19 protein-coding genes, 1 tRNA gene and 1 pseudogene are annotated in these 21,245 nt (G+C 72.1%); 10 read left to right on the forward strand and 11 right to left on the reverse strand.

What is annotated here, in order from left to right; genetic code table 11:
• Window positions 1-47: 47 nt before the first annotated feature.
• Both BJ965_RS19350 and BJ965_RS19355 read right to left on the reverse strand, forming a co-directional pair.
• Window positions 48-785: a YcnI family copper-binding membrane protein gene (locus BJ965_RS19350; RefSeq protein WP_184909803.1), complete on the reverse strand. Its 738-nt coding sequence runs from the start codon at window positions 783-785 to the stop codon at window positions 48-50.
• A 119-nt stretch (window positions 786-904) separates the two neighbouring features.
• Window positions 905-1,726, reverse strand: coding sequence for a hypothetical protein (locus BJ965_RS19355; protein WP_184909804.1), 822 nt, complete (start codon window positions 1,724-1,726; stop codon window positions 905-907).
• Between the two features lie 244 nt (window positions 1,727-1,970).
• Here BJ965_RS19355 and BJ965_RS19360 point away from each other — a divergent pair, with 244 nt between their 5' ends.
• Window positions 1,971-2,435: an ATP-binding protein gene (locus tag BJ965_RS19360; protein WP_184909805.1), complete on the forward strand. Its 465-nt coding sequence runs from the start codon at window positions 1,971-1,973 to the stop codon at window positions 2,433-2,435.
• Window positions 2,436-2,593: 158 nt separating this feature from the next.
• Here BJ965_RS19360 and BJ965_RS19365 read toward each other — a convergent pair whose 3' ends face one another.
• A complete protein-coding gene (locus tag BJ965_RS19365) occupies window positions 2,594-5,587 on the reverse strand; it encodes a glycine--tRNA ligase (RefSeq protein ID WP_184909806.1) in 2,994 nt (997 codons plus the stop codon).
• A 178-nt stretch (window positions 5,588-5,765) separates the two neighbouring features.
• On the opposite strand from BJ965_RS19365, the gene BJ965_RS19370 reads away from it, so the two are divergent.
• A complete protein-coding gene (locus BJ965_RS19370; RefSeq protein WP_184909807.1) occupies window positions 5,766-6,596 on the forward strand; it encodes a triphosphoribosyl-dephospho-CoA synthase in 831 nt (276 codons plus the stop codon).
• A gap of 48 nt (window positions 6,597-6,644) precedes the next feature.
• Here BJ965_RS19370 and BJ965_RS19375 read toward each other — a convergent pair whose 3' ends face one another.
• On the reverse strand, window positions 6,645-8,108 hold the full coding sequence (locus BJ965_RS19375; protein WP_184909808.1) for an aminopeptidase P family protein: 1,464 nt from the start codon (window positions 8,106-8,108) through the stop codon (window positions 6,645-6,647).
• Between the two features lie 76 nt (window positions 8,109-8,184).
• Window positions 8,185-9,699, reverse strand: a complete 1,515-nt coding sequence (locus BJ965_RS19380) for a PP2C family protein-serine/threonine phosphatase (RefSeq protein WP_184917323.1) — start codon at window positions 9,697-9,699, stop codon at window positions 8,185-8,187.
• 504 nt (window positions 9,700-10,203) lie between these two features.
• Here BJ965_RS19380 and BJ965_RS19385 point away from each other — a divergent pair.
• A complete protein-coding gene (locus BJ965_RS19385) occupies window positions 10,204-10,869 on the forward strand; it encodes a bifunctional DNA primase/polymerase (protein WP_184909809.1) in 666 nt (221 codons plus the stop codon).
• Window positions 10,870-10,924: 55 nt separating this feature from the next.
• Window positions 10,925-11,608, forward strand: a complete 684-nt coding sequence (locus BJ965_RS19390) for a hypothetical protein (protein ID WP_184909810.1) — start codon at window positions 10,925-10,927, stop codon at window positions 11,606-11,608.
• A 232-nt stretch (window positions 11,609-11,840) separates the two neighbouring features.
• On the opposite strand, the gene BJ965_RS19395 is transcribed toward BJ965_RS19390, so the two are convergent.
• The 3 genes from BJ965_RS19395 to BJ965_RS19405 all read right to left on the reverse strand — a co-directional run bounded on the left by BJ965_RS19395 (window position 11,841) and on the right by BJ965_RS19405 (window position 14,669).
• Window positions 11,841-12,830, reverse strand: a complete 990-nt coding sequence (locus tag BJ965_RS19395) for a DUF5926 family protein (protein WP_184909811.1) — start codon at window positions 12,828-12,830, stop codon at window positions 11,841-11,843.
• Window positions 12,831-13,034: 204 nt separating this feature from the next.
• Window positions 13,035-13,673 carry an ATP-binding protein gene (locus BJ965_RS19400; protein ID WP_184909812.1) on the reverse strand — a complete coding sequence of 213 codons (639 nt, stop codon included), beginning with the start codon at window positions 13,671-13,673 and terminating at the stop codon, window positions 13,035-13,037.
• Between the two features lie 168 nt (window positions 13,674-13,841).
• A complete protein-coding gene (locus BJ965_RS19405) occupies window positions 13,842-14,669 on the reverse strand; it encodes a glycerophosphodiester phosphodiesterase (RefSeq protein WP_184909813.1) in 828 nt (275 codons plus the stop codon).
• A gap of 288 nt (window positions 14,670-14,957) precedes the next feature.
• Here BJ965_RS19405 and BJ965_RS19410 point away from each other — a divergent pair, with 288 nt between their 5' ends.
• From BJ965_RS19410 to BJ965_RS19435, 6 genes and pseudogenes are all read left to right on the forward strand, one after another.
• The gene (locus BJ965_RS19410) at window positions 14,958-16,400 is read left to right on the forward strand and encodes a S1C family serine protease (protein WP_184909814.1); all 1,443 of its coding nucleotides are present in this window, start codon (window positions 14,958-14,960) and stop codon (window positions 16,398-16,400) included.
• Between the two features lie 63 nt (window positions 16,401-16,463).
• Window positions 16,464-16,550 (forward strand) — tRNA-Ser (locus BJ965_RS19415).
• Between the two features lie 230 nt (window positions 16,551-16,780).
• A pseudogene (locus BJ965_RS19420) lies at window positions 16,781-17,112 on the forward strand (tyrosine-type recombinase/integrase); the annotation flags it as partial.
• A 215-nt stretch (window positions 17,113-17,327) separates the two neighbouring features.
• Window positions 17,328-17,783, forward strand: coding sequence for a hypothetical protein (locus tag BJ965_RS19425; RefSeq protein ID WP_184909815.1), 456 nt, complete (start codon window positions 17,328-17,330; stop codon window positions 17,781-17,783).
• Between the two features lie 333 nt (window positions 17,784-18,116).
• Window positions 18,117-18,497 (forward strand): hypothetical protein, encoded by a 381-nt coding sequence (locus tag BJ965_RS19430; RefSeq protein WP_184909816.1) that lies wholly within the window; start codon window positions 18,117-18,119, stop codon window positions 18,495-18,497.
• A gap of 40 nt (window positions 18,498-18,537) precedes the next feature.
• Window positions 18,538-19,308 (forward strand): glycosyltransferase family 2 protein, encoded by a 771-nt coding sequence (locus BJ965_RS19435; RefSeq protein ID WP_313666959.1) that lies wholly within the window; start codon window positions 18,538-18,540, stop codon window positions 19,306-19,308.
• Here BJ965_RS19435 and BJ965_RS19440 read toward each other — a convergent pair.
• From BJ965_RS19440 to BJ965_RS19450, 3 genes are all read right to left on the reverse strand, one after another.
• Window positions 19,303-20,064: a PIG-L deacetylase family protein gene (locus BJ965_RS19440; RefSeq protein WP_184909817.1), complete on the reverse strand. Its 762-nt coding sequence runs from the start codon at window positions 20,062-20,064 to the stop codon at window positions 19,303-19,305. The two genes, BJ965_RS19435 and BJ965_RS19440, sit on opposite strands and share 6 nt — an antisense overlap.
• Window positions 20,065-20,073: 9 nt before the next feature.
• A complete protein-coding gene (locus BJ965_RS19445) occupies window positions 20,074-20,289 on the reverse strand; it encodes a ferredoxin (RefSeq protein ID WP_184909818.1) in 216 nt (71 codons plus the stop codon).
• 94 nt (window positions 20,290-20,383) lie between these two features.
• A complete protein-coding gene (locus BJ965_RS19450; RefSeq protein ID WP_221513166.1) occupies window positions 20,384-20,821 on the reverse strand; it encodes a hypothetical protein in 438 nt (145 codons plus the stop codon).
• Window positions 20,822-21,245 lie beyond the last annotated feature (424 nt).

Here is a 21,245-nt window from a genome sequence, read left to right on the forward strand (position 1 = left end):
CCCCGCGCGAGGCGGGGATCCGGTGCGCGCCGTCAACGGAAGCAGCCTCAGGCGTTGGACCGCCGGCGCCCGGCGAGCACGCCGTAGGCGACGCCCGCTGCACCGACCACGATGCCGACGATGCCCAGCACGCGGGCGGTGGTGTCGGTGCCGCCGGAGGAGTCGGAGGCGGCGGTGTCGGCGGAGGCCTTCTCGGCCGACTTGGCGTCGGAGCCCTCATCGGCCGCCGAGCCGTGGTGCCCGTCCTCGGAGGCGGCGGACAGCTCCAGGACCGGGGCCGGGTTGTCGGGCTCGTCCTTGCCTTCCTGCGGCACCTCGATCCAGCGGACGACCTCCTTGTTGGAGTACGTCTGCAGGGCCTTGAAGGCCAGCTGGTCGGTGTCCTCGGGCAGCTGGCCGACGGAGAGCGGGAACTTCTCGAAGTAGCCGGGCTCGATCCCCTTGCCGTCGGCGGTCCAGGTGACCTTGGAGACGGCCTCGGTGATCTTCTCGCCGTGCATCTCCAGCGGCTTGGCCAGCTTGGACTTGGTGACCTCGATCTTCCAGCCCGGCATGGGCTCCGGCATGACGGAGGCCAGCGGGTGGTCGGTGGGGAAGTTGACCTCGAGCTTGGTGGTGGAGGCGTCGTCGCGCTCGTTGGGGACCTTGAAGTCGATGACCGCGTAGCCGCCCTTGGCGGCCGTGCCCTCGGGCTGCACGCTGACGTGCGCGAAGGCGGGGGCGGACAGGGCGAGAACGGTGACACCGGCGGCGGCACCGGCCGCGACGATTCGGGAAGCCTTCATGGAAGGAGCACTCCGCTGTGAGTCGGTCTGGATGAGGAAGGAAGGATGCGCGCCCACGCGCGTGCCGCACGACGGCGACCCCTCCTCCGCATCAGCGGAGTGGTCGTGGTCGCGTCGCGTCAGGCGGCGAGGGCGAGGGCGGCTGCGGAAGCCGGGGCGAGCGGCGGGCCGCGCCGGATCACCGAGTGCTGGAGCGCTGTGGTGCGTGGCATCAGAGGCGCGGGCCGGGCCGTGTGCGCCGGGCGCGGATGCGCCTCCGGGGCTCCCGGGAGCCCGGTGCGCAGGGCGCGGACCAGCGCGAGTGCCGCCCGCAGGGAGCGCACGAGTGCCCCCTCGGAGACTCCCTGCGCCGACAGTTCGGTGAGCCGCAGCAGGGCCAGGTCGCCGTGGCGCATCAGCCAGCCGGCGGCGAGGGCCGCGAGGACGTGGCCGAGCAGCATCGGCAGAGACGGCCACAGCGAGGCCGAGGAGCCGGACACGGCGTCCGACGCCAGATGCGTGTGCGCCCCCGCGGACGGCTGGATCCGGGCCTCGGTGAGGATCCTGTGGGCCTGCGCCGGGCTGATGGCAGCCGCCGTGGTGCCGCACACGAACCGCGCGGCCTGCTGGACCAGCGCGGCGTCGCTCCCGCCCGCAGGCATCGAGGACGTGACGGCGGTCGTACCGTGCTGGCCGAGGCCGAACAGGGTGTGCAGTGCCGTCTGACCGACCGCGAGCAGCGTCGTGATCCCCGCCAGCGAGCGCACGCGCCCGGCGAGCGGAGCCGCCACAGCGGCCACCCCGAGGAACCCGGCGCCCAGCGTCCACAGCGGGATGCCGTCGCAGGAGGCGAGTGCGTGACCTGCCCCGGCCAGCACGACACAGACCGCGGCGAACACCGCGGCCCGCAGGATCCGGAGCGTGTGTCCGGAGCGCGTCGCGCGCGCGTGGGGGGCAGTCATGGCGGGCTCATCATCGCACTGGCCCCGCACGCCCCGTGCGGCAGGTCCACAAGATGCCGAACGACCGGAACGTCACGCTCTGGCCACGCGCGCCCCTGGATGCGCCGATGTTTGCCCCCGCATACACCGATCAGGACCAGTACGCATCCGCCGTATGGGCGGCGTCACGTCAACTTCACGCTTACACACGGGCACTCAGGGCAATACGTAACGGTATGTCGAGCCGCAGCCAGGAGGCTGGAGCATGAGCATCTGGTGGTCACTCCATCTGCGGCGCGAAGCTGCGAGCGTGCCGCTCGCCCGCCGTCTGCTGATCGGCACGATGGAGACCGCGGGCGTCGACCCCGACATCTCCTACGACCTCTCCGTCGCCCTCAGCGAGGCGTGCGCGAACGCCGTGGAGCACGGCGGGGACATGGAGTGCGGTCCCGGCTCGGAGGCGTATCGGGTCACCGCGTATCTCGACGGCGAGAAGTGCCGGATCGAGGTCGCCGACGCGGGCCCGGGGTTCCCCGCGGCGTCCGCCGGCCGGCCCCGCCCGCCGATCCGCCCCGCGCACTACGACGCGGAGAACGGCCGGGGGCTGTGCCTCATCGAGGAGCTCGCCGACCACGTCCACATCGGCAACAAGCCGGGCCGGGGCGGAGCCGTGGTGAGCTTCGACAAGGTCCTGAAGTGGCGCTCCGGCGCACCGCTGATGGCGGTCTGACCTCCCCTGTGGGGCGGTGTTTCACGTGAAACACCGCCCGCGGCCGACCGCGTGAAACACCGCCGGTGAGTCGCCGTGCGGATCCCCGCCGGTGACCGGCCGTGCGGATCCCCGCCCGACCGGCCGTGTGGATCCCCGCCCCCGACCGGGCGGACGCCCTACAGCGCGCCCCAGTCCAGCGTCGTACGTGCCAGCCCCGCCACCTCCGTCAGCAGCGCGAGCCGTGCCGCCCGGACCGCAGGGTCGGGGTCCATCACCAGCACCTCGTCGAAGAACACGCCGATCGCGTCGACCAGCGGGGCGGAGACCTCGATCAGCGCGCCCAGATCGTCCTCGCGGCCCTGCAACGCCTGGCGCACGGCCTGCGCGCTCTCGACCAGACGCAGTTCGGCGGGAGCGGTCAGCAGCGACACGTCCGCCGCCTCGACACCGCCCTCGGGCAGGATGCGCACCACCCGCTGGAACGCGGCAGCGAGCGCCTCGAACGCCTCGCTCCCGACATGCCGCTCCAGTGTGGCCAGCGTGTGATCGCCATGGGCGGGCCGGTCGGCCCAGACCAGGACGGCCTGGACGAGCCGGTGCTCGTGCCCGGCGTCCGTGAGCTGCTGCTCATAGCGACGGGTGATGAGCTCGGCGGCCTCGGCGACCCGCTCGGCGGGCACCTCGACGCCCTGCGCGGCATACCGTACGGCCGCCGCGCGCAGCCCCTCGCTCACCCGCACCCCGGCCACGGCGGGCAGACTTCGCAGCACGTTGAGCAGCCCGATCGCGGCCCGGCGCACCCCGTAGGGGTCGGAGCTCCCGGTGGGTGCGGCGCCGATCAGGAACATGCCCGTCACCAGGTCGAACCGGTCGGCCAGGGACAGCACGGCCCCCGCGTCCCCGGCGGGCAGGGCGCCACCGGCGGACCGGGGCAGCTCCATCTCGGCCAGCGCCCGGGCGACCTCCGGTGACTCGCCGGCCCGGCGGGCGTACTCCTCCGCCATGACCCCGGCCAGACCGGAGAACTCGATCACCATCTGCGAGGCCAGGTCGAATTTGGCCAGTGCACCGGCCCGCCGCACGACCTCCACCGACTCCTCCGGGAGCCCGGCCCGCCCGGCCAGGTCCTGGGCGAGGGAGGCGAGCCGGACGGCTCGGTCGGCGACCGTGCCCAGCCTGTCCTCGAAGGTCAGCTTGTCCAGCCGCCGCCGGAACTCCTCCGGCGCCACCTTCAGGTCCGCCCGCCAGAAGAACGCGGCGTCCTCGTAACGGGCCCGCAGTACCGCCTCGTTGCCCGCCCGCACCACGTCGTCGTCGCACAGGGCGTTGGCGAAGGTCACGAAGTGCGGCATGAGCCGCTCGCCGTCCAGCACCGGCAGATAGCGCTGGTGCTTGCGCATCACGGTGGTCAGGACGCTCGCGGGCAGTTCGAGGTAGCGCTCGTCGAACGACCCCCGCACGGCGTACGGGAACTCCAGGATGTCGGTGATCTCGTCGATCAGCCCGGCCTGGCCCGCCACGTCGATGCGCCCGCCCACCTCGGCGGCGGCCTCCAGTGCCCCGCGCACGACCGCACCGCGCCGGGCGTCCCGGTCGAGCAGGATGCCGTGCATGTGCAGGAAGTGCGGGTAACCCTCGGCGGAGGTCACCCGTACCTCCGGGTAGGGGGCCTGCCGCTGCACCCGCGTGGTGTCGCCGGCGGACAGCGAGGAGACCACCACCGGCAGGGGAGTACGGCCCAGCAGCGCGAGCAGCCAGCGCACGGGACGCGAGAACGACAGCCCCGGATCGCTCCAGCGCATGTTGCGCCCGGCCCGCAGCCCGGAGACCACCTCGGCGAGCAGATCGCTGAGCACCTCGACGGCCGGGCGGCCCTCCTCGTGCCGGGTCAGGGCCACGTACTCGACCCCGTTGACGTCGACGATCCGCACGTCCGTCGGTTCGGCGCCCTGGCTGCGGGCGAAGCCCAGCAACGCGGGGGTGGGAGCGCCGTCCTTGAAGGCGGCGGCGACCTTGGGCCCGCGCACGGTCTTCATGGTGTCCCGCTCACGCGGCTGCACACCGTCGACGGTGATCACGATCCGGCGCGGGGTGGCGAGCACGTTGATCGCGCCGTGCCCCAGCCGGGTCGCGGCGAGCTTGGCGGTGACCGACTCGCGCACCGCCTCGGTGGTCGCGGGGACATCGGCGTAGGGCAGCTCCTCCACACCGATCTCGAAGAGCAGTGTCTCGACGCCGGGCACCTTGGGCAGGGTGGCCCGCTCGGCCGGAGCGGGCGCCGCCGCCAGCCCGAGCGGATGCTCCAGCGCGGCCCGCCGCCGCTCCCACAGCTTGGCCGTCTCGTGTGTCAGGCCGCGCATCAGCGAGAACGCCTTGGCCCGCTCGGTGGTGCTGATCGCACCGCGCGCGTCGAGCACGTTGAAGGTGTGGCTGCACTTCAGCACGTAGGTGTACGCGGGGACCGGCAGCTCCAGGTCCAGCAGACGCCGGGCCTCGGCCGCGTACGACTCGAACAGCCGGTGGTTGGTGTCGATGTCGGCGTCGTCGAGGTAGTAGCGGCTCATCTCGTACTCGTTCTGCCCGAACACCTCGCCGTAGGTGATGCCCGGCGCGTACGCGATGTCCTTGAAGTGGGACACGCCCTGAAGGTTCATCAGGATGCGTTCGAGCCCGTACGTGATCTCCACCGACACCGGGTCCAGGGCGACACCGCCGACCTGCTGGAAGTACGTGAACTGCGTGATCTCCATGCCGTCCAGCCAGACCTCCCAGCCCAGCCCCCAGGCACCGAGGGCGGGCGAGGCCCAGTTGTCCTCGACGAACCGCACGTCGTGTGCGTTCAGGTCGACGCCCAGGGCGCGGAGGCTGCCCAGGTAGAGCTCCTGCGGGTTGCCCGGGTCGGGCTTGAGGATCACCTGGAACTGGGTGTGGGTCTGGAGCCGGTTGGGGTTCTCGCCGTAGCGCGAGTCGTCGGGCCGCACGCTCGGCTCCACGTAGGCGACGCTCCACGGCTCGGGTCCGAGCACCCGCAGCGCCGTGGCCGGGTTGGCCGTACCGGCTCCGACCTCGGTGTTCAGCGGCTGCGTGATCATGCAGCCGTTGTCGCTCCAGTACTTCTGGAGGGTGAGGATGGCGTCCTGCATGGTCAGCGCCGTCTGAGCGTTCTTCATAATGATCGCGCCTGTTCCCCGAGTCGGACCGGCAAGGTCGGCCATGATCTCATACGTCAACTACCGCTGACCTGCTGTTTCTTGACCGACCGGTCGGACACCCCTGGCCGGGTTTCACAGTGGGCCCACAGCCGGGCCCCATGCCCCTCATGAGTGGCGCCCCTACATTCACGGTCCCATGACGGGAACGCAGCACAGCGACGACCGTGAGGACGAGGCGCTCGCCCGGTCCGCCGTGGACGCCCTGGTCGGCCAGCTGGCCCTGGCACCCAAGCCGGGCCTGCCCGACCCGCGCGACCTGACGGCCCGGACCACCCGCCGCGACCACAGCGCCCTGCGCTGGTCGGCCCGGGCACTGCTCCCCGGCCTCACGGCGATGGCCGCCACGGCCCGCCGCACGGGCGAGCCCAGTGCCCGCCTCAGAACGGACCTGGGCGCGATCGGCCGCTCCACGGAACACACGGTGGCGTTGACGGGCGGCGGCCACCGAGGCGCCCTGTGGACACTCGGCCTGCTGGTGGCGGCGGTCGCACTGCGACCGGAAGCCAGACCGGCCGGCATCACCACCCTGGCCGGACAGCTGGCCGCCCACCCGGACCGCCGAGCCCCGCGCCGCCCCTCGCGCGGCTCCACGATGTCGGCCCGCTACGGCGCGGCCGGCGCGCGGGGAGAGGCCAGGGCCGGCTTCCCCCACGTCCGCCGCGCCCTGACCGCCCTCACCACGGCCCGCAGCCAGGGCGCCACCGAGCCCCAGGCCCGCCTGGACGCCCTGCTCACGGTGATGTCCACGCTCCAGGACACGGAGCTGCTCTACACGGCGGGGCCGATGGGCCTGCGGCAGGTCCAGGCGGGAGCGCGCGGTGTGCTGGAGGCGGGCGGTACGTCGACGGAGCGGGGCGCGGCAGCGCTGACAGCCCTGGACACGAACCTGGCGTCCCACGCATGGGCCCCCAGGGGCAGCGGGGCGCTCCTCACCGGCGCCCTGTTCTTGGACGCCCTGATTTCTTAGGGGCGCGGAGAACTGCGCGACGAGCCACAGATCACCCGCACCCGAAACTCAGCCCTTGAGCGACGCCATCCACGCCTCGACCTCATCCGACCGGCGAGGCAACGCCGCACTCAGATTCCGGTTCCCGTCCTCCGTCACGAGGATGTCGTCCTCGATCCGCACCCCGACGCCCCGGTACTCCTCGGGAACGGTGAGGTCATCGGCCTGGAAGTACAGCCCGGGCTCCACGGTCAGGCACATCCCCGGCTCGAGGACACCGTCCACATACGCCTCGACCCGCGCGGCAGCGCAGTCGTGCACGTCCATGCCGAGCATGTGCCCGGTCCCGTGCAGCGTCCAGCGCCGCTGCAGCCCGAGCTCCAGCACCCGCTCCACCGGGCCCTCGACGAGCCCCCACTCGACCAGCTTCTCGGCCAGCACCCGCTGCGCGGCGTCGTGGAAGTCGCGGTACTTCGCGCCGGGCTTCACGGCCGCGATCCCGGCCTCCTGCGCCTCGTACACGGCGTCGTAGATCTTGCGCTGAAGATCGCTGAACCGTCCGTTGATCGGCAGCGTGCGCGTCACGTCGGCCGTGTAATACGTGTGCGTCTCCACGCCCGCGTCGAGCAGCAGCAGCTCGCCGGAGCGGACCGCTCCGTCGTTGCGCACCCAGTGCAGCGTGCAGGCGTGCGGCCCGGCCGCGGCGATCGTGCCGTAGCCGACGTCGTTGCCCTCCACGCGCGCGCGGAGGAAGAACGTGCCCTCGATGTACCGCTCGGAGGTCGCCTCGGCCTTGTCGAGGACCTTCACCACGTCCTCGAAGCCGCGCACGGTCGAGTCGACCGCCTTCTGCAGCTCGCCGATCTCGAAGTCGTCCTTGACCAGGCGCGCCTCGGAGAGGAAGACCCGAAGCTCCTCGTCGCGCTCGGCGGTGACCTTGTCGGTCAGGGCCGCCTCGATGCCGGCGTCGTAGCCGCGCACGACCCGTACCGGCCCGGTGGCCTCGCGCAGGGCACCGGCCAGCTCGCGCACGTCGGAGGCGGGGATGCCGTACAGCGTCCCGGCCTCGGTGAGGGAGTGCCGGCGGCCGACCCACAGCTCGCCCTGGCCGTCCAGCCAGAACTCGCCGTTCTCCCGGTCGGAACGCGGCAGGAGGTAGATCGTCGCCTCGTGGCCCTCGCCCTGGGGCTCCAGGACCAGGACGCCGTCCTCCGTCTGGTTGCCGGTGAGGTAGGCGTACTCGACGGAGGCGCGGAAGGCGTACTCGGTGTCGTTCGAGCGGGTCTTCAGGTTGCCCGCGGGGATCACCAGACGCTCACCCGGGAAGCGCGCGGAGAGCGCGGCCCGGCGGGCGGCGGTCTCGGCGGCCTGGGGGACGGGCTCGAGGTCGCGCAGCTCGGTGTCGGCCCAACCGCTCTTCATGTTCTCGGCAAGCTCGTCGGACACGCCCGGGTACAGTCCGTTCTTCCGCTGCTTGATCGGCTCTTCGCTCTCGTCCGGGGTCTCCGGGATGAGCTCCTCGGCCACGGTCATCCTCCTCGATACGGCACTGGACCGTCCTCCACTGTACGGCGGCGCGGAAGCGGCCTCAGGGCGATGACGAGGAGCGTTACTCGAACCGCACCGCAAGCAGGACGACGTCCTCCGCGCCCTCCGCCGCGTCCAGCCCGTCCGGCAGCACGCTCCGCAGGACGTGGTCGGCGATCGCGCCGGGGTCGCCGCGCAGGGCCCGGGGCACTGAGGCCGCCGCCGCGTGCAGCCGGGCGAAGGCGCGGTCGGTGGCCTCGCCGGTACGGTGCAGCAGCCCATCGGTGTACAGCAGAACCGTCTCTCCGGGTTCGGCGAGGATCTCCACGCTGGGCGCCTCCCAGCAGGCGAGCATGCCCAGCGGGGCCGAGACGGACGTCTCGACGAACTCGGTGCGGCGCTGTCCGATCAGCAGCGGCGGGCTGTGCCCGGCACCGGCCAGCGTGATCTTGCGTGCGGCCGGTTCGCAGTAGCCGAACAGGGCGGTGGCCGAGCGGGCCGGCTCGGTCAGCCGCAGCAGCAGTTCGAGGTCGGACAGGACGGCGACCGGGTCCTCCCCCTCCATCACGGCGTACGCGCGCAGCGACGCCCGCAGGCGTCCCATCGCGGCGACCGCGCTGGGACCCGAGCCGGTGACGGATCCCACGGCGAGGCCGAGGGCGGCCTCGGGCAGCGGCAGCGCGTCGTACCAGTCGCCGCCGCCGCGCGGGCCGGTGCGGTGCCGGGCGGCGAGCTGGACGCCGGCGACCCGGGGCAGCCGCGCGGGCAGCAGCTCGTCGGACATCGTGGTCATGGACGTGCGCGTGCGTTCCAGTTCGAGGAGCCGGGCCAGGTGCTCGGCGGCGTACCGCGCGTAGAGGCCGGCGAGGTGGCGCTGCCGCTCGCCCGGTTCGGCGGGCTCGTCGTAGAGCCAGACGGCGGCGCCGAGGCGGCCGGCGGCGTCGGCGGTCAGGGGGAGGGCGTAGCTGGCGGCGTAGCCGAGGCGGACCGCGACCTCGCGGTGGCGGGGGTCGAGCCCCTCCTCCGCGAACAGGTCGGGCACGGCGATGCCGCCCTCGCCGCTCTGCAGCCCTTCGAGGATCCGGCCGTAGGACAGGGCGCTGCGGGGCACCGTCTCGATGTGGCCGAGATCGGCGCGGGCGAGGCCCAGGCCGAGGGTGGTGTCCGGGCCGAGTCCGTCGCCCGGTTCCAGGACGACGAGGCCGCGCCGGGCGCCCACCAGGGCGGCGCCGGCCCGCAGCAGTTCCTGGAGCGCCTCGTCGAGCGTGGCCGTGCGGGCCAGGCGTTCGGTGAGTTCGTGCAGGGTGGTGAGGTCGGAGACCCAGCCGGCGAGACGGTCCTGGAGCACCGCACCGGGAGGGGCCGGGGGAGGTACGGGGGCGGCCGCGGGCGAACCCGCCGCCACGGGCGCGACAGTGTGTGCGGGTGCCGGAACCGTTGAATCGATTCCAGCCACTTTCGGAGGGTGCGGAGCGTTCATGGCGTCCGGCCTTCCAACCGGTACGTACTGCTCAAAAGCATCGCAAACCCCCATGTCATTCTGCGTCGCTAGCAGTGTCTCCACATGTACACGCACTCGTGAGGAGATGTCCAGCATTGTCCTGCTGGGATATCTGGTGTCCATGAGGGCCGAGAGAACAACTCCCCTTCCTCTTGCGGAAATGCAAAGTTGGCTTAAAACTGCCTCAGGGGACGGCTTATTGCGGTCGACTGGGCTTGCTCGACGGAGCGTCACAACGGTCGTGATGGGTACGTACTCGGTAAAGGCCAGGGGTGGTTGGGAACCACCCGGAACCTGGTGAGGGAACCGGGCGTCCTATCCACCGACGACCGTGCCCCATCCTCCCGTGGCGGAGGCGGAGAGAAATACGCGCGACGGCAAACGCCATACTTCGCCACCCCTACGCCACGCCCGTGCTTTCGACAGACGCAGTATGGGCGGGACGGCCGCGGAGGCAGCCCGAAGCACCACCCACAGGGGTTCCCCTTGCTTCAAGCAGGGGTGTGATGCGCCAACAGGTACGCACAGTGAAGTGATCGACACATGATGTGATGTGGACCACGGTGTTGCCAGGCGTGCAACGGAAAGGAACGAGCGCTCATGCGCGAGATCCTCGGAAGGCGACGCAGGCTCTTGTCCCAGCGCAGCGACGGGAAGCCTGAGCTGATCGACGCGGCTCTGACCTATGCGACGCAGTGGCGGTGGCCCGTACTCCCGGGAGTGGCGGCGGACCCGCAGGGGCACTCCCGCTGCAGCTGCCCCGACCCCGACTGCACGGTGCCCGGCGCGCACCCCTTCGACCCCGGCCTTCTCGCGGCCACCACCGACGGGCGCATGGTGCGCTGGTGGTGGGGCAACCGGCCGACGGCGCCGATCGTCCTGGCCACCGGCGGCCACGCCCCCTGCGCGGTGTCCCTGCCGGCCCTGCCGGCCGCCCGCGCCCTCACGGCGCTCGACCAGATGGGCATGCGGCTCGGCCCGGTCGTCGCCTCGCCCGCCCGCTGGGCGATCCTCGTCAAGCCGTACTCCATGGAGCAGCTCGGCGAACTGCTCTACGCCAAGGACTTCGTGCCCGGCTCCCTCCGCTTCCACAGTGAGGGCGGCTACCTGGCCCTGCCCCCGTCCGAGACCGGTCAGGGCGAGATCCGCTGGGAGCGTGCGCCGCTGCCCGGCTCGGCCTCCCCGTGGGTGCCCGATGTCGAGGCCGTGGTCGACGCCGTGGTCGAAGCCCTCACTCGTACGGGTGTGAGCGCGCCCGAGTTCTAGGGCTGTCGGGCGCGCCGGGCCCCGCGTCCGCCCCGGCGCGTTAAGTTCCGGAACCATGCGGCGACACGCCCGGGGTCCCTCCCGGGACTCCCGGAAGACCAGACTCCTCGCCCTCGCGGGCGTCGTGGCGGCATGCGCGATCGCACTGCCGCTGGCGGTGGCGTCCGCAGGGTCCGTCGGGTCCGCGGGGTCTGTCGGGTCCGCAGGGTCCAGGGGCGCCGTGGGTGCCGAAGACGTTGTGGGCTCCAAGGGGGCCGAGGGTTCGACGGGCGCCGGCGCCCGCCCGTCCGGTTCCGGTGCCCTACGGCCCTCCCCGCGCGCCGACGGCAAGGCGCCGGGGGCCTCGGCGCCCCCCGCCGTCGCCGCTCTCCCGGTGCTCGGCCAGGGGCTGTCGACCGCCGTGCGCTGCGGCCCCGAACTCTCCTCCCCCGACGGCATCGAGGCGCAGACCTGTGTGGTGACGCAGGGTGCGCGTACCTGGGCGCGGACCTACTACCGCAATGCGACGGGCGAGGCGCTGGACGCCGTACTGAGCCTGATGGGTCCTGGCGACCGGAACGTGCGGATGACGTGCGCCGTGGAGGCGGAGGACGAGCCGGGGACGTGTGAGACGCCCCGGGAGCCGACACGTGGGAATCCGGCGGCGTACACGGCCGTCGCGGAGTTCGCCGAGCGGGGCGGGCTGGGGCCGCTGCTGCTGCGCTCGGGGAGCAACTCGCCCGCGAGAACGGGCAGTTGACGAGCGGCTGCGTTCGGTGAACGGAAGCGGAGACGCAAAGACCCGGTTGCTGGCGACGGGGGATGCACCAGCAACCGGGCTACAGGAACGGTAACAAGAGATCGGCGGTTCGCAAATTCGAACTCGCCTTTCCAGTCACCGACTGGCTTGTCCCCGACGGGAGTTGTGATCCGCAGAGGGCGCGACACCCCGGCCGTCCGGGGTCCGGCCGACCGGGGTGTCGAGGCGCGCGTCAGCTCAGCGTGACCTGCCGGTTGGTGAGGCCGCCGCGGGCGCGGCGCTCGTCCGCGGTGAGCGGCGCGTCCGTCGCGAGGGCGGCGGCGAGGCGCTCGGCGAACTCCGCCGCCGGCTTCTCGACGTCCTCGGCCGTGACCCCGCTGGGCAGGTCCCACACCGGCACCGTGAGTCCGTGAGCGCGGAAGGAGCCCACCAGACGGGTGCCCTCACCGAGGCTGGAGCGGCCCGCGGCGTGCAGCCGCGCCAGCGCGTCCAGAAGCAGCTCCTCGGCGTGCGGCATGACCCACCGCAGATGGTTCTTCTCCGGCGTCTCGCACCAGTACGCGGCGTCCACGCCCTGGAGCTTGACGGTCGGGATGGCCGCGGCGTTGGCCCGCTCCAGGGAGGCGGTCACGTCGGGCGTGGCGTTCTCCGGGTCCGGCACCCAGAACTCGAAGCCGCTGTGCACTTCTGGCTCGAACGCGCCCTCGGGGTCGAGCAGGTCCTGCAGCCGCGGGCTGTCGGCCGGGGCGCGGCGGCCCTGTACGGGCGTGCCGGGCTCGGCCTCCAGGGCCCGCTGGAGCGTGTCGGCGAGGTCGCGGCTGAGGTCGCCGGACGAGGTGTCGTTCTGCAGGCCGATCAGGACCGAGCCGTCGTCGCGGCGCAGGGCCGGCCAGGCCATGGGAAGCACCGTGGCCAGGGTGACCGCCGGGACGCCCTCGGGCAGACCGTCCTTGAGGGTGAGCTCGACCGTGGCCGCCGGGACCAGCTCGCGCAGGGCCACCCAGTCGCACTCGCCGGGCAGGCCCTCGAAGGGACGGTGCACCAGCTCGGTCGCGGCGTGCGAAGCGGCCCGGCCGTGGCAGGCCTTGTAGCGGCGGCCGCTGCCGCAGGGGCAGGGCTCACGAGCGCCGACGACCGGAACGTCTCCATCGGCACCTGCGGTGCGGGCTCCGCCCGTGGTCTGCGGGCGCTTGGCCTTCGTCTGGGGTCGCTTCTTGGCCATCGATGGGTCTCCCGGTTACGGCTCGTCTCGTACGATCGCGAGCCTAGCCGTTCGTGCCCGGGGCCACGGGGTCCTGTGGACAACACCGTTCCAGCGCGGCGTACGTGCTCAGGAGCCGCGGCCACCGCCCCGTGCCGTCGCCGGTCCCTGTCGCTCTCGGCCGCTGCCGATCTGAACCACTGCCGATCTGAGCCTCTGTCGCGCTCAGTCCATGTCGTCGAAGGCGTCCGCGAAGTCGAGCCCGGGTATCCGGGAGACCGCGGGGGCGATCACGCGCGTGGCGAAGTCGTCGCGGCGGTGGCCCGCATCGGGGTCGTGGACGTCGTCGTGGACGATGACCCACACAGTGACCTCGCCGTGGATGTCGTCGCGCACACCCCAGTCGTCGGCGAGCGCGGTGATGATGTTCAGCCCGCGGCCGCCGTGCGCCGTGACCGACGGGGTCGCGGGGGCGGGGCGGGTCGGGCCGCCGCCGTCCGTGACCTCGACGACGAGCCGGCCGGCCGGTTCCACGCGCCACGCGGCACGGACGTCACCGTCACCGGCGAGCGCGTCGCCCAGCGGCCTGCCGTGCTTGCACGCGTTGCTCAAGAGCTCGGACAGGATCAGTACGGCGTCGTCGATGACCGATTCCGCGACTCCGCCTCTGCGCAGCTGCGTACGCATCCGGTGTCGCGCTTCCCCCACGCCCGCAGGGCCATGGGGTACGGCCATGCTCGACGACGTGGGCACCTCCTGTGCCACCACCAACGCCACCCCCGAGACCTCCTTCGCCCCACGCCACGGTGTGGATGCCCCATTGGCCTGTACCGGAAACCGGCCAATCCACGTCCGGTGACGCATTCACCATGAGCGAATACGGACCGAACGCGCCGGAGCACTCCCTGTAACCGCATGGCCGGAAATCATCGGTGTGGCCGAGATGGGAGGATCCCGCCTGCCGATGCGTGGGGTCAAGAGGTGTGCGTGGTTCTGGTGTGACTTGAGAGGTTGGCAGTGCGGTGCCGGGCGTCAGCGGCCGAGCTGGTCCAGCACGGCCCGCGGGCGGTTGGTGATGATGGCGTCGACGCCCAGCCCGACGCAGTGGTCCACGTCCTCGGGCTCGTCGACGGTCCATACGTGCACCTGGTGGCCGGCCTGCTTCAGGCGCTCGATGTAAGCCGGGTGGTTGCGCACGATCCGGATGGAGGGGCCGGAGATCCGCACCCCCGGGGGCAGGCGTCCGTCGCGGAGCCGGGGAGAGGGGAACTGCGTCAGATGGACCGTCGGGAGGGTCGGCGAGGCGGCACGCACGCGGTGCAGCGAGCGGGCGGAGAAGCTCATGACCCGCACCGGCGACTCCTGGGCGGAGGCCGGGGCGTCGAGGCCGAACCGCTTCAGCAGGGCCAGCAGCCGGTCCTCGACCTGGCCCGCCCAGCGCGTGGGGTGTTTGGTCTCGATGGCCAGTTCCACCCGGCGCCCGGCGTCGGCGACCAGCTCCAGCAGCCGTTCCAGGGTGAGCACGGAGGTCGCCTCGCGGTCCTCCGGACGATGCTCCCAGTCGGGTTCCTCGTCGCGTGCCTTCCAGGCCTCGCCCGTCTTCCAGGAGCCGAAGTCCAGGGCGGCGAGGTCGGCGAGCTCCAGCGCGGAGACCGCGCCGCGGCCGTTGGACGTACGGTTGATCCGGCGGTCGTGTACGCACACCAGGTGGCCGTCGGCGGTGAGGCGCACATCGCATTCGAGGGCGTCCGCGCCGTCCTCGATCGCCTTGGTGTACGCGGCCAGGGTGTGTTCCGGGGCGTCCTCGGAGGCTCCGCGGTGGGCGACGACTTGAATCGCATGCTGTCGTGCGTGGGTCACCGCGTCATGGTGCCACCGAGTGCGGGTACGCGTCCGGTCGGACGGACTCGACGGATGGACGGGTCCGGACGGAGGCATTGGGATTGCATCCTTTTCGCCGGTAATGACCTATATAAGGAATGGCCTCGGATGCACAGGCACCGCTTATGGTGCTCTGACGGCCTGTGGGAAAAGCTGACGGCATACAAAGGGACAAGCACAGCTGCAGCGCGCCGGACCCATCGACCGGTGTGGAAAAGCGTGACCGAGTGCGACCCGGAAAACAGCCGTGGATCTAGGAGAGAAGCTGTGAGCACCGAGAACGAGGGCACCGCGGTACCCCCCGCCCCGTCCGCACCCCCCGTGCCGGTGGACGCTCCCGCTGCTCCGGCGCCCCAGGCACAGGCTCCCCAGGGGCCGTACGGGCAGGACGCACAGGGGCAGGCCCCCCAGGGTTCCCAGGGGCAGGGCGCCTCCGGCGGTGACGCCGCCCACCACCCCGGCGCCTCCTCGTCCGCCCCCGACCCGTCCTGGCCCCCGCCCCCGCCGCCGACCGCCCCCTACGGCGACGGCGGTTCCGGGTCCGGCCCGGGCGGCTGGGGTTCGTCGTACCAGCAGCCGGCGCCGAAGTCCGGCCGCGGACGCGGTGGTCTGGTCGCCGCGGTACTGGTGGCCGCGCTGGTGGCGGGCGGGCTCGGCGGCGGGCTCGGCTACGTGCTGGCGAAGGACAACGACGAGAGCACCGGCTCGACGACGGTCTCGGCCTCCGCGAACGGCGGTGACGTCAAGCGCGACCCGGGTACGACCGCGGGTGTCGCCGCCAAGGCGCTGCCCAGCACGGTCACGATCCAGGCCGAGAGCACCAGCGGCGAGGGCGGCACCGGCACGGGCTTCGTCTTCGACAAGCAGGGCCACATCGTCACCAACAACCACGTGGTGGCGGACGCGGTGGACGGCGGCAAGCTCACGGCGACCTTCCCGACCGGCAAGAAGTACGACGCCGAGGTGGTCGGTCACGCGCAGGGCTACGACGTGGCCGTCATCAAGCTCAAGGACGCCCCCTCCGACCTGAAGCCGCTCACCCTCGGCGACTCGGACAAGGTGGCCGTCGGCGACTCGACCATCGCGATCGGCGCCCCGTTCGGCCTGTCCGACACGGTGACGACGGGCATCATCAGCGCCAAGAACCGCCCGGTGGCCTCCAGCGACGGCAGCGGCAGCCAGGCGTCCTACATGAGCGCCCTGCAGACCGACGCCTCGATCAACCCGGGCAACTCCGGCGGTCCGCTGCTGGACGCCCAGGGCAATGTCATCGGCATCAACTCCGCGATCCAGTCCACGGGCAACGGCGGCTTCGGCACCGGCCAGTCGGGCTCGATCGGCCTGGGCTTCGCCATCCCGATCAACCAGGCCAAGTACGTGGCCCAGGAGCTGATCAAGAACGGCAAGCCGGTGTACGCGAAGATCGGCGCGTCCGTCTCCCTGGACGACAGCTCCGACGGCGCGCAGATCACCGACCAGGGTGCGGGCGGCGCGGCCCCGGTCGAGCCGGGCGGTCCGGCCGCCAAGGCGGGCCTCAAGCCGGGCGACGTCATCATCAAGCTCGACGACCGGGTGATCGACTCCGGCCCCACCCTGATCGGCGAGATCTGGACCCACCAGCCCGGCGACAAGGTCACGATCACCTACGAGCGCGGCGGCAAGCAGCACACGGTCGACGTCACGCTCGGCTCCCGCGTCGGCGACAACTGACCCCCACCCGCCCGCACCGACCCGTTACCCTTGTCCCCGCGCCGCCGATCACGGCCGGCGCGGGGAGGCGTGCCCGAGCGGCCGAAGGGAACGGTCTTGAAAACCGTCGTGGCAGCGATGTCACCGTGGGTTCAAATCCCACCGCCTCCGCACTGTGAGCAGTGAGAACGGCCCCTGACCCGGGTTTTTGGTCGGGGGTCGTTGTCTTGTCCCGGGTGCCGTGACTGACCAGTGTTCGTGTGGTTTCCCGCTCTAGCGGGCACGGGTGGGGCACGCGAGTGTCGCAGAGCTACGTCTGATGCAGCAGCAGGGCCACCAGGCCGGTCAGGGCCGTGATCAGGCTGGCGACGGCCGTGATCAGCGCTGCCATCTGGTGCGCGGGGAAGCCGCTCCGCTACAACCAGTGGCGCAAGGCGTACTTCGACCCTGCCGTGCCGGCGGCCGGGCTGACCGACGTGACCCCGCATGACCTCCGCGCTTCGCACGGGACCTGGGTCGCCGACAAGTTCGGGGTCATGACTGCCGCTCACCGGCTCGGCCACTCCAACGCGAGCGCCACCACCCGGCATTACGCCCGTCCGGTCGCCGGTCGTGATGACCAGGTCGCCGAAGCTGCAGACTCCTGGCCCAGCGGGCACGACGGACCCATGGGGCACGTAGGGGCCGCGGCGATCACGGTGACGGGTCTATGGGAGTGCCCGTACGCGTCTGACCTGCCCCGTGGCGGACGGCGACCGTAATCGCCGAAAGGCCTTGGAATCCGTGCGCGTACTTCACGACGCGCCGGGAGGCGCGCACGTTTTGCGCCGTGGCTCCCGAGTCAGTCCCCTGAGTGGTTTGACCGCCGCTCCCGGAAGAGCACGCTCCCTCTCTCATAACGTACCTCTTCGTAGTCATCTGACTACAAGAAGTGAAAGGGGAGAGGGTATGCGACTCAACTCCGTGGGCCGACTGGCGGCGGTTGCCTCGGCAGCGCTGCTGCTGCTCGGTGGGGCGGCCACCTCAGCACAGGCGTCGGCGCCTGGCCCCGTCCTGTACTCGATCGACTTCTCCAACCCCCAGGAGCAAGACAACAACAACCTGCCCGAGCCCTACGGACGGATCTGGGTGCAGTCCCCCTGGCTCCAGCAGACCGCGCTGTGGGAGCACCCGGACGTCGACATCAACACCCCCACCCTGCCGCGCTATCCCGACGACGGCCCCTACGCGTTCAGGTTCGTCGACCATCCCGTCACCGAGCTGTGCGCCCAGGTGGGCGAGGACGACACCGGCATCAACCGCGACGACATCCTCGCCGACGGCTGCGTGCCGGTCGACGGCCCCGGCGACTACACGATCTCTGGCCCCGACGGGTCGGTCACGGTCCGCCTGCTGGACGTCTGACCACCTCGGGCTCAGCGCCCACAACCCCCGCCCGCGGCCTACGAAGGCTGCGGGCGGGGCTGCGTCTACAGCGTCCTGGAAGCCGCCCGGTCGGGGTTTCTCAGCCGAGTGGCTTGCGTGGCCGGCTGTTCAGCTCGGCCTCGACCTTGTCCAGGTCTGCCCGTCGTGGCAGCGATGTCACCGTGGGTTCAAATCCCACCGCTTCCGCGCAGGTCATGGATGTGGCAGTACCGAAGGGGCGTCTCTCGGCGAGAAGCGCCCCTTTCGCGTCGGGCAACGGCGGCGGGCTCTGCGTCGTCTTCAGGCGTGAGCCACCACGACGCCAGGAGTGCCATGACCAACACCAAGGCCCGAACGGCCGCGATGATCACCCCCGTCGGGCAGGAAGCCCAGGACGAGGCGAGGGCGCTGGCGCGGGACGGGCGGACGGGCAAGGCCGTGCGGCGGTTGCGCAAGGACTCGTGGCTCAAGCGAGGGCCCGCACGGGAGGCCCTGGCGCTGCTGGTCGACGGGCAGGCGCTGCCCACGAGCAGCGGTCAGGCACTGGATGCCCTGCGCCGGCTCGATGGACCGCTCGTCGGGGAGCTGTCCGCGCTGCTCGAGGGCGGCCGGCAGATCGCCGCGGTCAAGCTGCTGCGCGAGCGCACCGGCATCGACCTGGCGGGCGGCTATCACCTGGTCGTCGAACTGGGCAGCGGGCCGGGCACGCACTGAGCACTACGATCACCAGGGCGTGCCGGTCGGAGAAGGGTGGGTGAGCGTCGCCGTGAGTCGGCGCATCGTCGTCGTCACCGCCGTGCACGGCCCCCATGCCCGGTTCCTGCCGGAGGCCCACGCGTCGTTGTGCGCGCAGCGGCTCCCCGAGGGCTGGGAGTGGCACTGGGTCGTGCAGGAGGACGGGGAGAGCGAGGACGTCGAACCGTACGTGCCGCGGGACACCCGCGTGACGTTCCGGCAGGGGCGGGCCGGCGGGCCCGGTGTCGCGAGGACCATGGCGCTGGCCCACGCGGACGGGGCGTACGTGAAGGTCCTCGACGCCGACGACCGGTTGGCTCCGGGCGCCCTCGCGCGGGATCTCGCCGCGCTGGAAGAGGACCCGGGTCTGGGATGGGCCACGTCGCGGGTGCTCGACCTGATGCCCGACGGGTCGACCGTCGGGTTCCCGGGCGACCCCGACCAGGGGCCGATAGAGCGCGGGGCGGTGCTCGCGTACTGGAAGGCGAACGGCTTCCTCGCGCAGGTGCATCCCGCCTCGCTGTTCGTACGACGGGAGTTGCTGCTCGCCCTGGGCGGCTGGATGGCGCTGCCCGCCTCGGAGGACACGGGCCTGCTGCTGGCGCTGAACGCGGTGAGCCGGGGCTGGTTCTCGGGGGAGGTGGGCCTGCTGTACCGGAAGTGGGACGGGCAGGTGACCGGGCAGGCGGCCCACGTGGACCGGGCCGAGCGGGAAGTACGGATGGCTGTCGTGGAGGCCAGGGCCAGGGCGCTGTCCCGGCTCCGGTGGGGTGCGTCGGCCGCGCTATGAGAGCAGCCCGGTCCGCGCCGGGGCCGTCGGCGCCAGGTTGTGGCGGGTGTAGTACTCCGTGCCGAGCAGCCGTTCCCGTTCGGGGCCGGGGAGGGCGGCGACGAGTCCGGGTGCCGCCCGTCGCTCCACCTCCGTGCGGTGGGCCAGGATCGCCGCGACCTTCCGGTCCAGCCAGGGGGTGACGTCGACGGTGGCGGTGACGCGTTCGGCGGGGACCGTGCGCAGTGCCTTTCCGACGGCGGCCAGGTGTCCGCCCCAGGCCCGGACCGCCGTATGCGGGTGCGTGGACAGGTACAGGGCGCTCGGCTGCCAGGGCTCTCCGGCGTCCGGGTAGAGGCGTTCCAGGCCGGCGGCTTGGGCGGCGAGCACGGTCACGCGGTGGGTGTGCACATGGTCCTCGTGGCCGGTCGGGCCGCCGTAGGCGTCGTGGGTGACGACGATCTCCGGGCGGAAGTCCCGGAGGTGTGCGACCAGTTCCCGCACCGCCTCGTCCAGCGGGACGTCGCACCAGCGGGGCCTGCCCGGGGCCGAGTGCGGGACGCGGGCGTCGGCGTGGCCCAGCATGTGGGGGGTGCCCGCGCCCAGGATGTGGAGCGCCTCGGCCAGTTCCGCGGCGCGCGGGCTGTCCGCCGACCATGTGGCCGTGACGACCGCCGTGCGCGCCCCCTCGGACGCGTGGCGGGCGAGCACGCCGCCCGCGGACAGGGACTCGTCGTCGGGATGGGCGAAGACCGCGAGCAGGCTCGGTGCCGGCATCCGCTCTCGCTACGGATGGTCAGGGGGCGACGGCGGTGCCTGGGTGATGCCGATCGCCTGGCTGGGACACTTCTCGACCGCCTCCAGAACCGCCGGATCCGCACCCGCCTCCTCGCGGCCCGGGCGGACGACGCCGAAGCCGTCGACGAAATCGAAGACCGCCGGCGCCCGGTGGGCGCACTCGGCGGAGCCGTAGCAGAGATCGCGGTCCACGAAGACCTTCATGCTCCTTTTGTCCCCCTCCTGACGGCATCGGGACAGGGACCCCATGGCCGTCGGGAGTTGACTGCCCAGCGGGACGCGGGCTGAACCGGGCTGGTTACCGTGCGCCTCCGGCGGTCGCCAGCCAGTGGGCGACCCGTCGCACGGCGGCCTCGTCGAGTCGTTCCACCAGGGCTTGGACCGTGGTGTCGTCCTCGGGGGAGAGGTCGTACAGGCCCGCCTTGGTCAGCCCGGCCATGAGGACCTGGTGGCGGCGCCCGGTCATCCGTTCCGCCAGCTTGGCGGGTTCGCCGGGGGAGCGCTCGGGCGCGGGCTCGGGCGTGGGCTCAAGAATGGGCTGAGAAGTGGCGGTCTGCCGCTGCGGGGTGTCGAAGCGGTGCCACGCCCCGTCCTTCGGTCCCCAGAGGGCGACGGTCACCTCGTCGCCCCGTGCGCGCAGGGTCTGGGTCATCTCGCCGAGGGCGTACAGCACAGGCGTGCGGTGGGGGGACTGCGCGGCCGTCCGCCAGGAGCCCGTGGCCGGACGGTAGAACATCGCGACCCAGCGCGGAGCACCCTGCGGTCGTGGGCTCTCGGGACGTGACTCCACTGCGCTCACCCCTGTGCATCGCTCCGGAAGCGGCGGTACGGCAGGGCGACCATAGCTGACGGGTCGTCAGTTATCCAGGGTCGGTCTACGGGGTTATCCGGGGCCGGGCGACGGTGTTCAGCGGGGTCGGCCCACGGTGTTCGGCGGGGTCGGAGCGCTCGGTCCGCAGAGTTGCGGGGTAGGGGCCCGCCGGGGTTGCGGTGTGGGGTCGGCCGGGGAGGCTCACCACGTCCGGCACCGGTCCCTCCCCTCGTGGGGACCGGTACCGAACGGTGGAGCTGTCGTCGTCCGGCTCGGACGGAAGCTGACCGGATGCGTGGCCCGCTGCCTCGGGATCCTGCCATTTCCGGCCACGGAGGAGGAGGTTCCG

The organism is Streptomyces luteogriseus, assembly GCF_014205055.1.
Lineage (GTDB): Bacteria > Actinomycetota > Actinomycetes > Streptomycetales > Streptomycetaceae > Streptomyces > Streptomyces luteogriseus.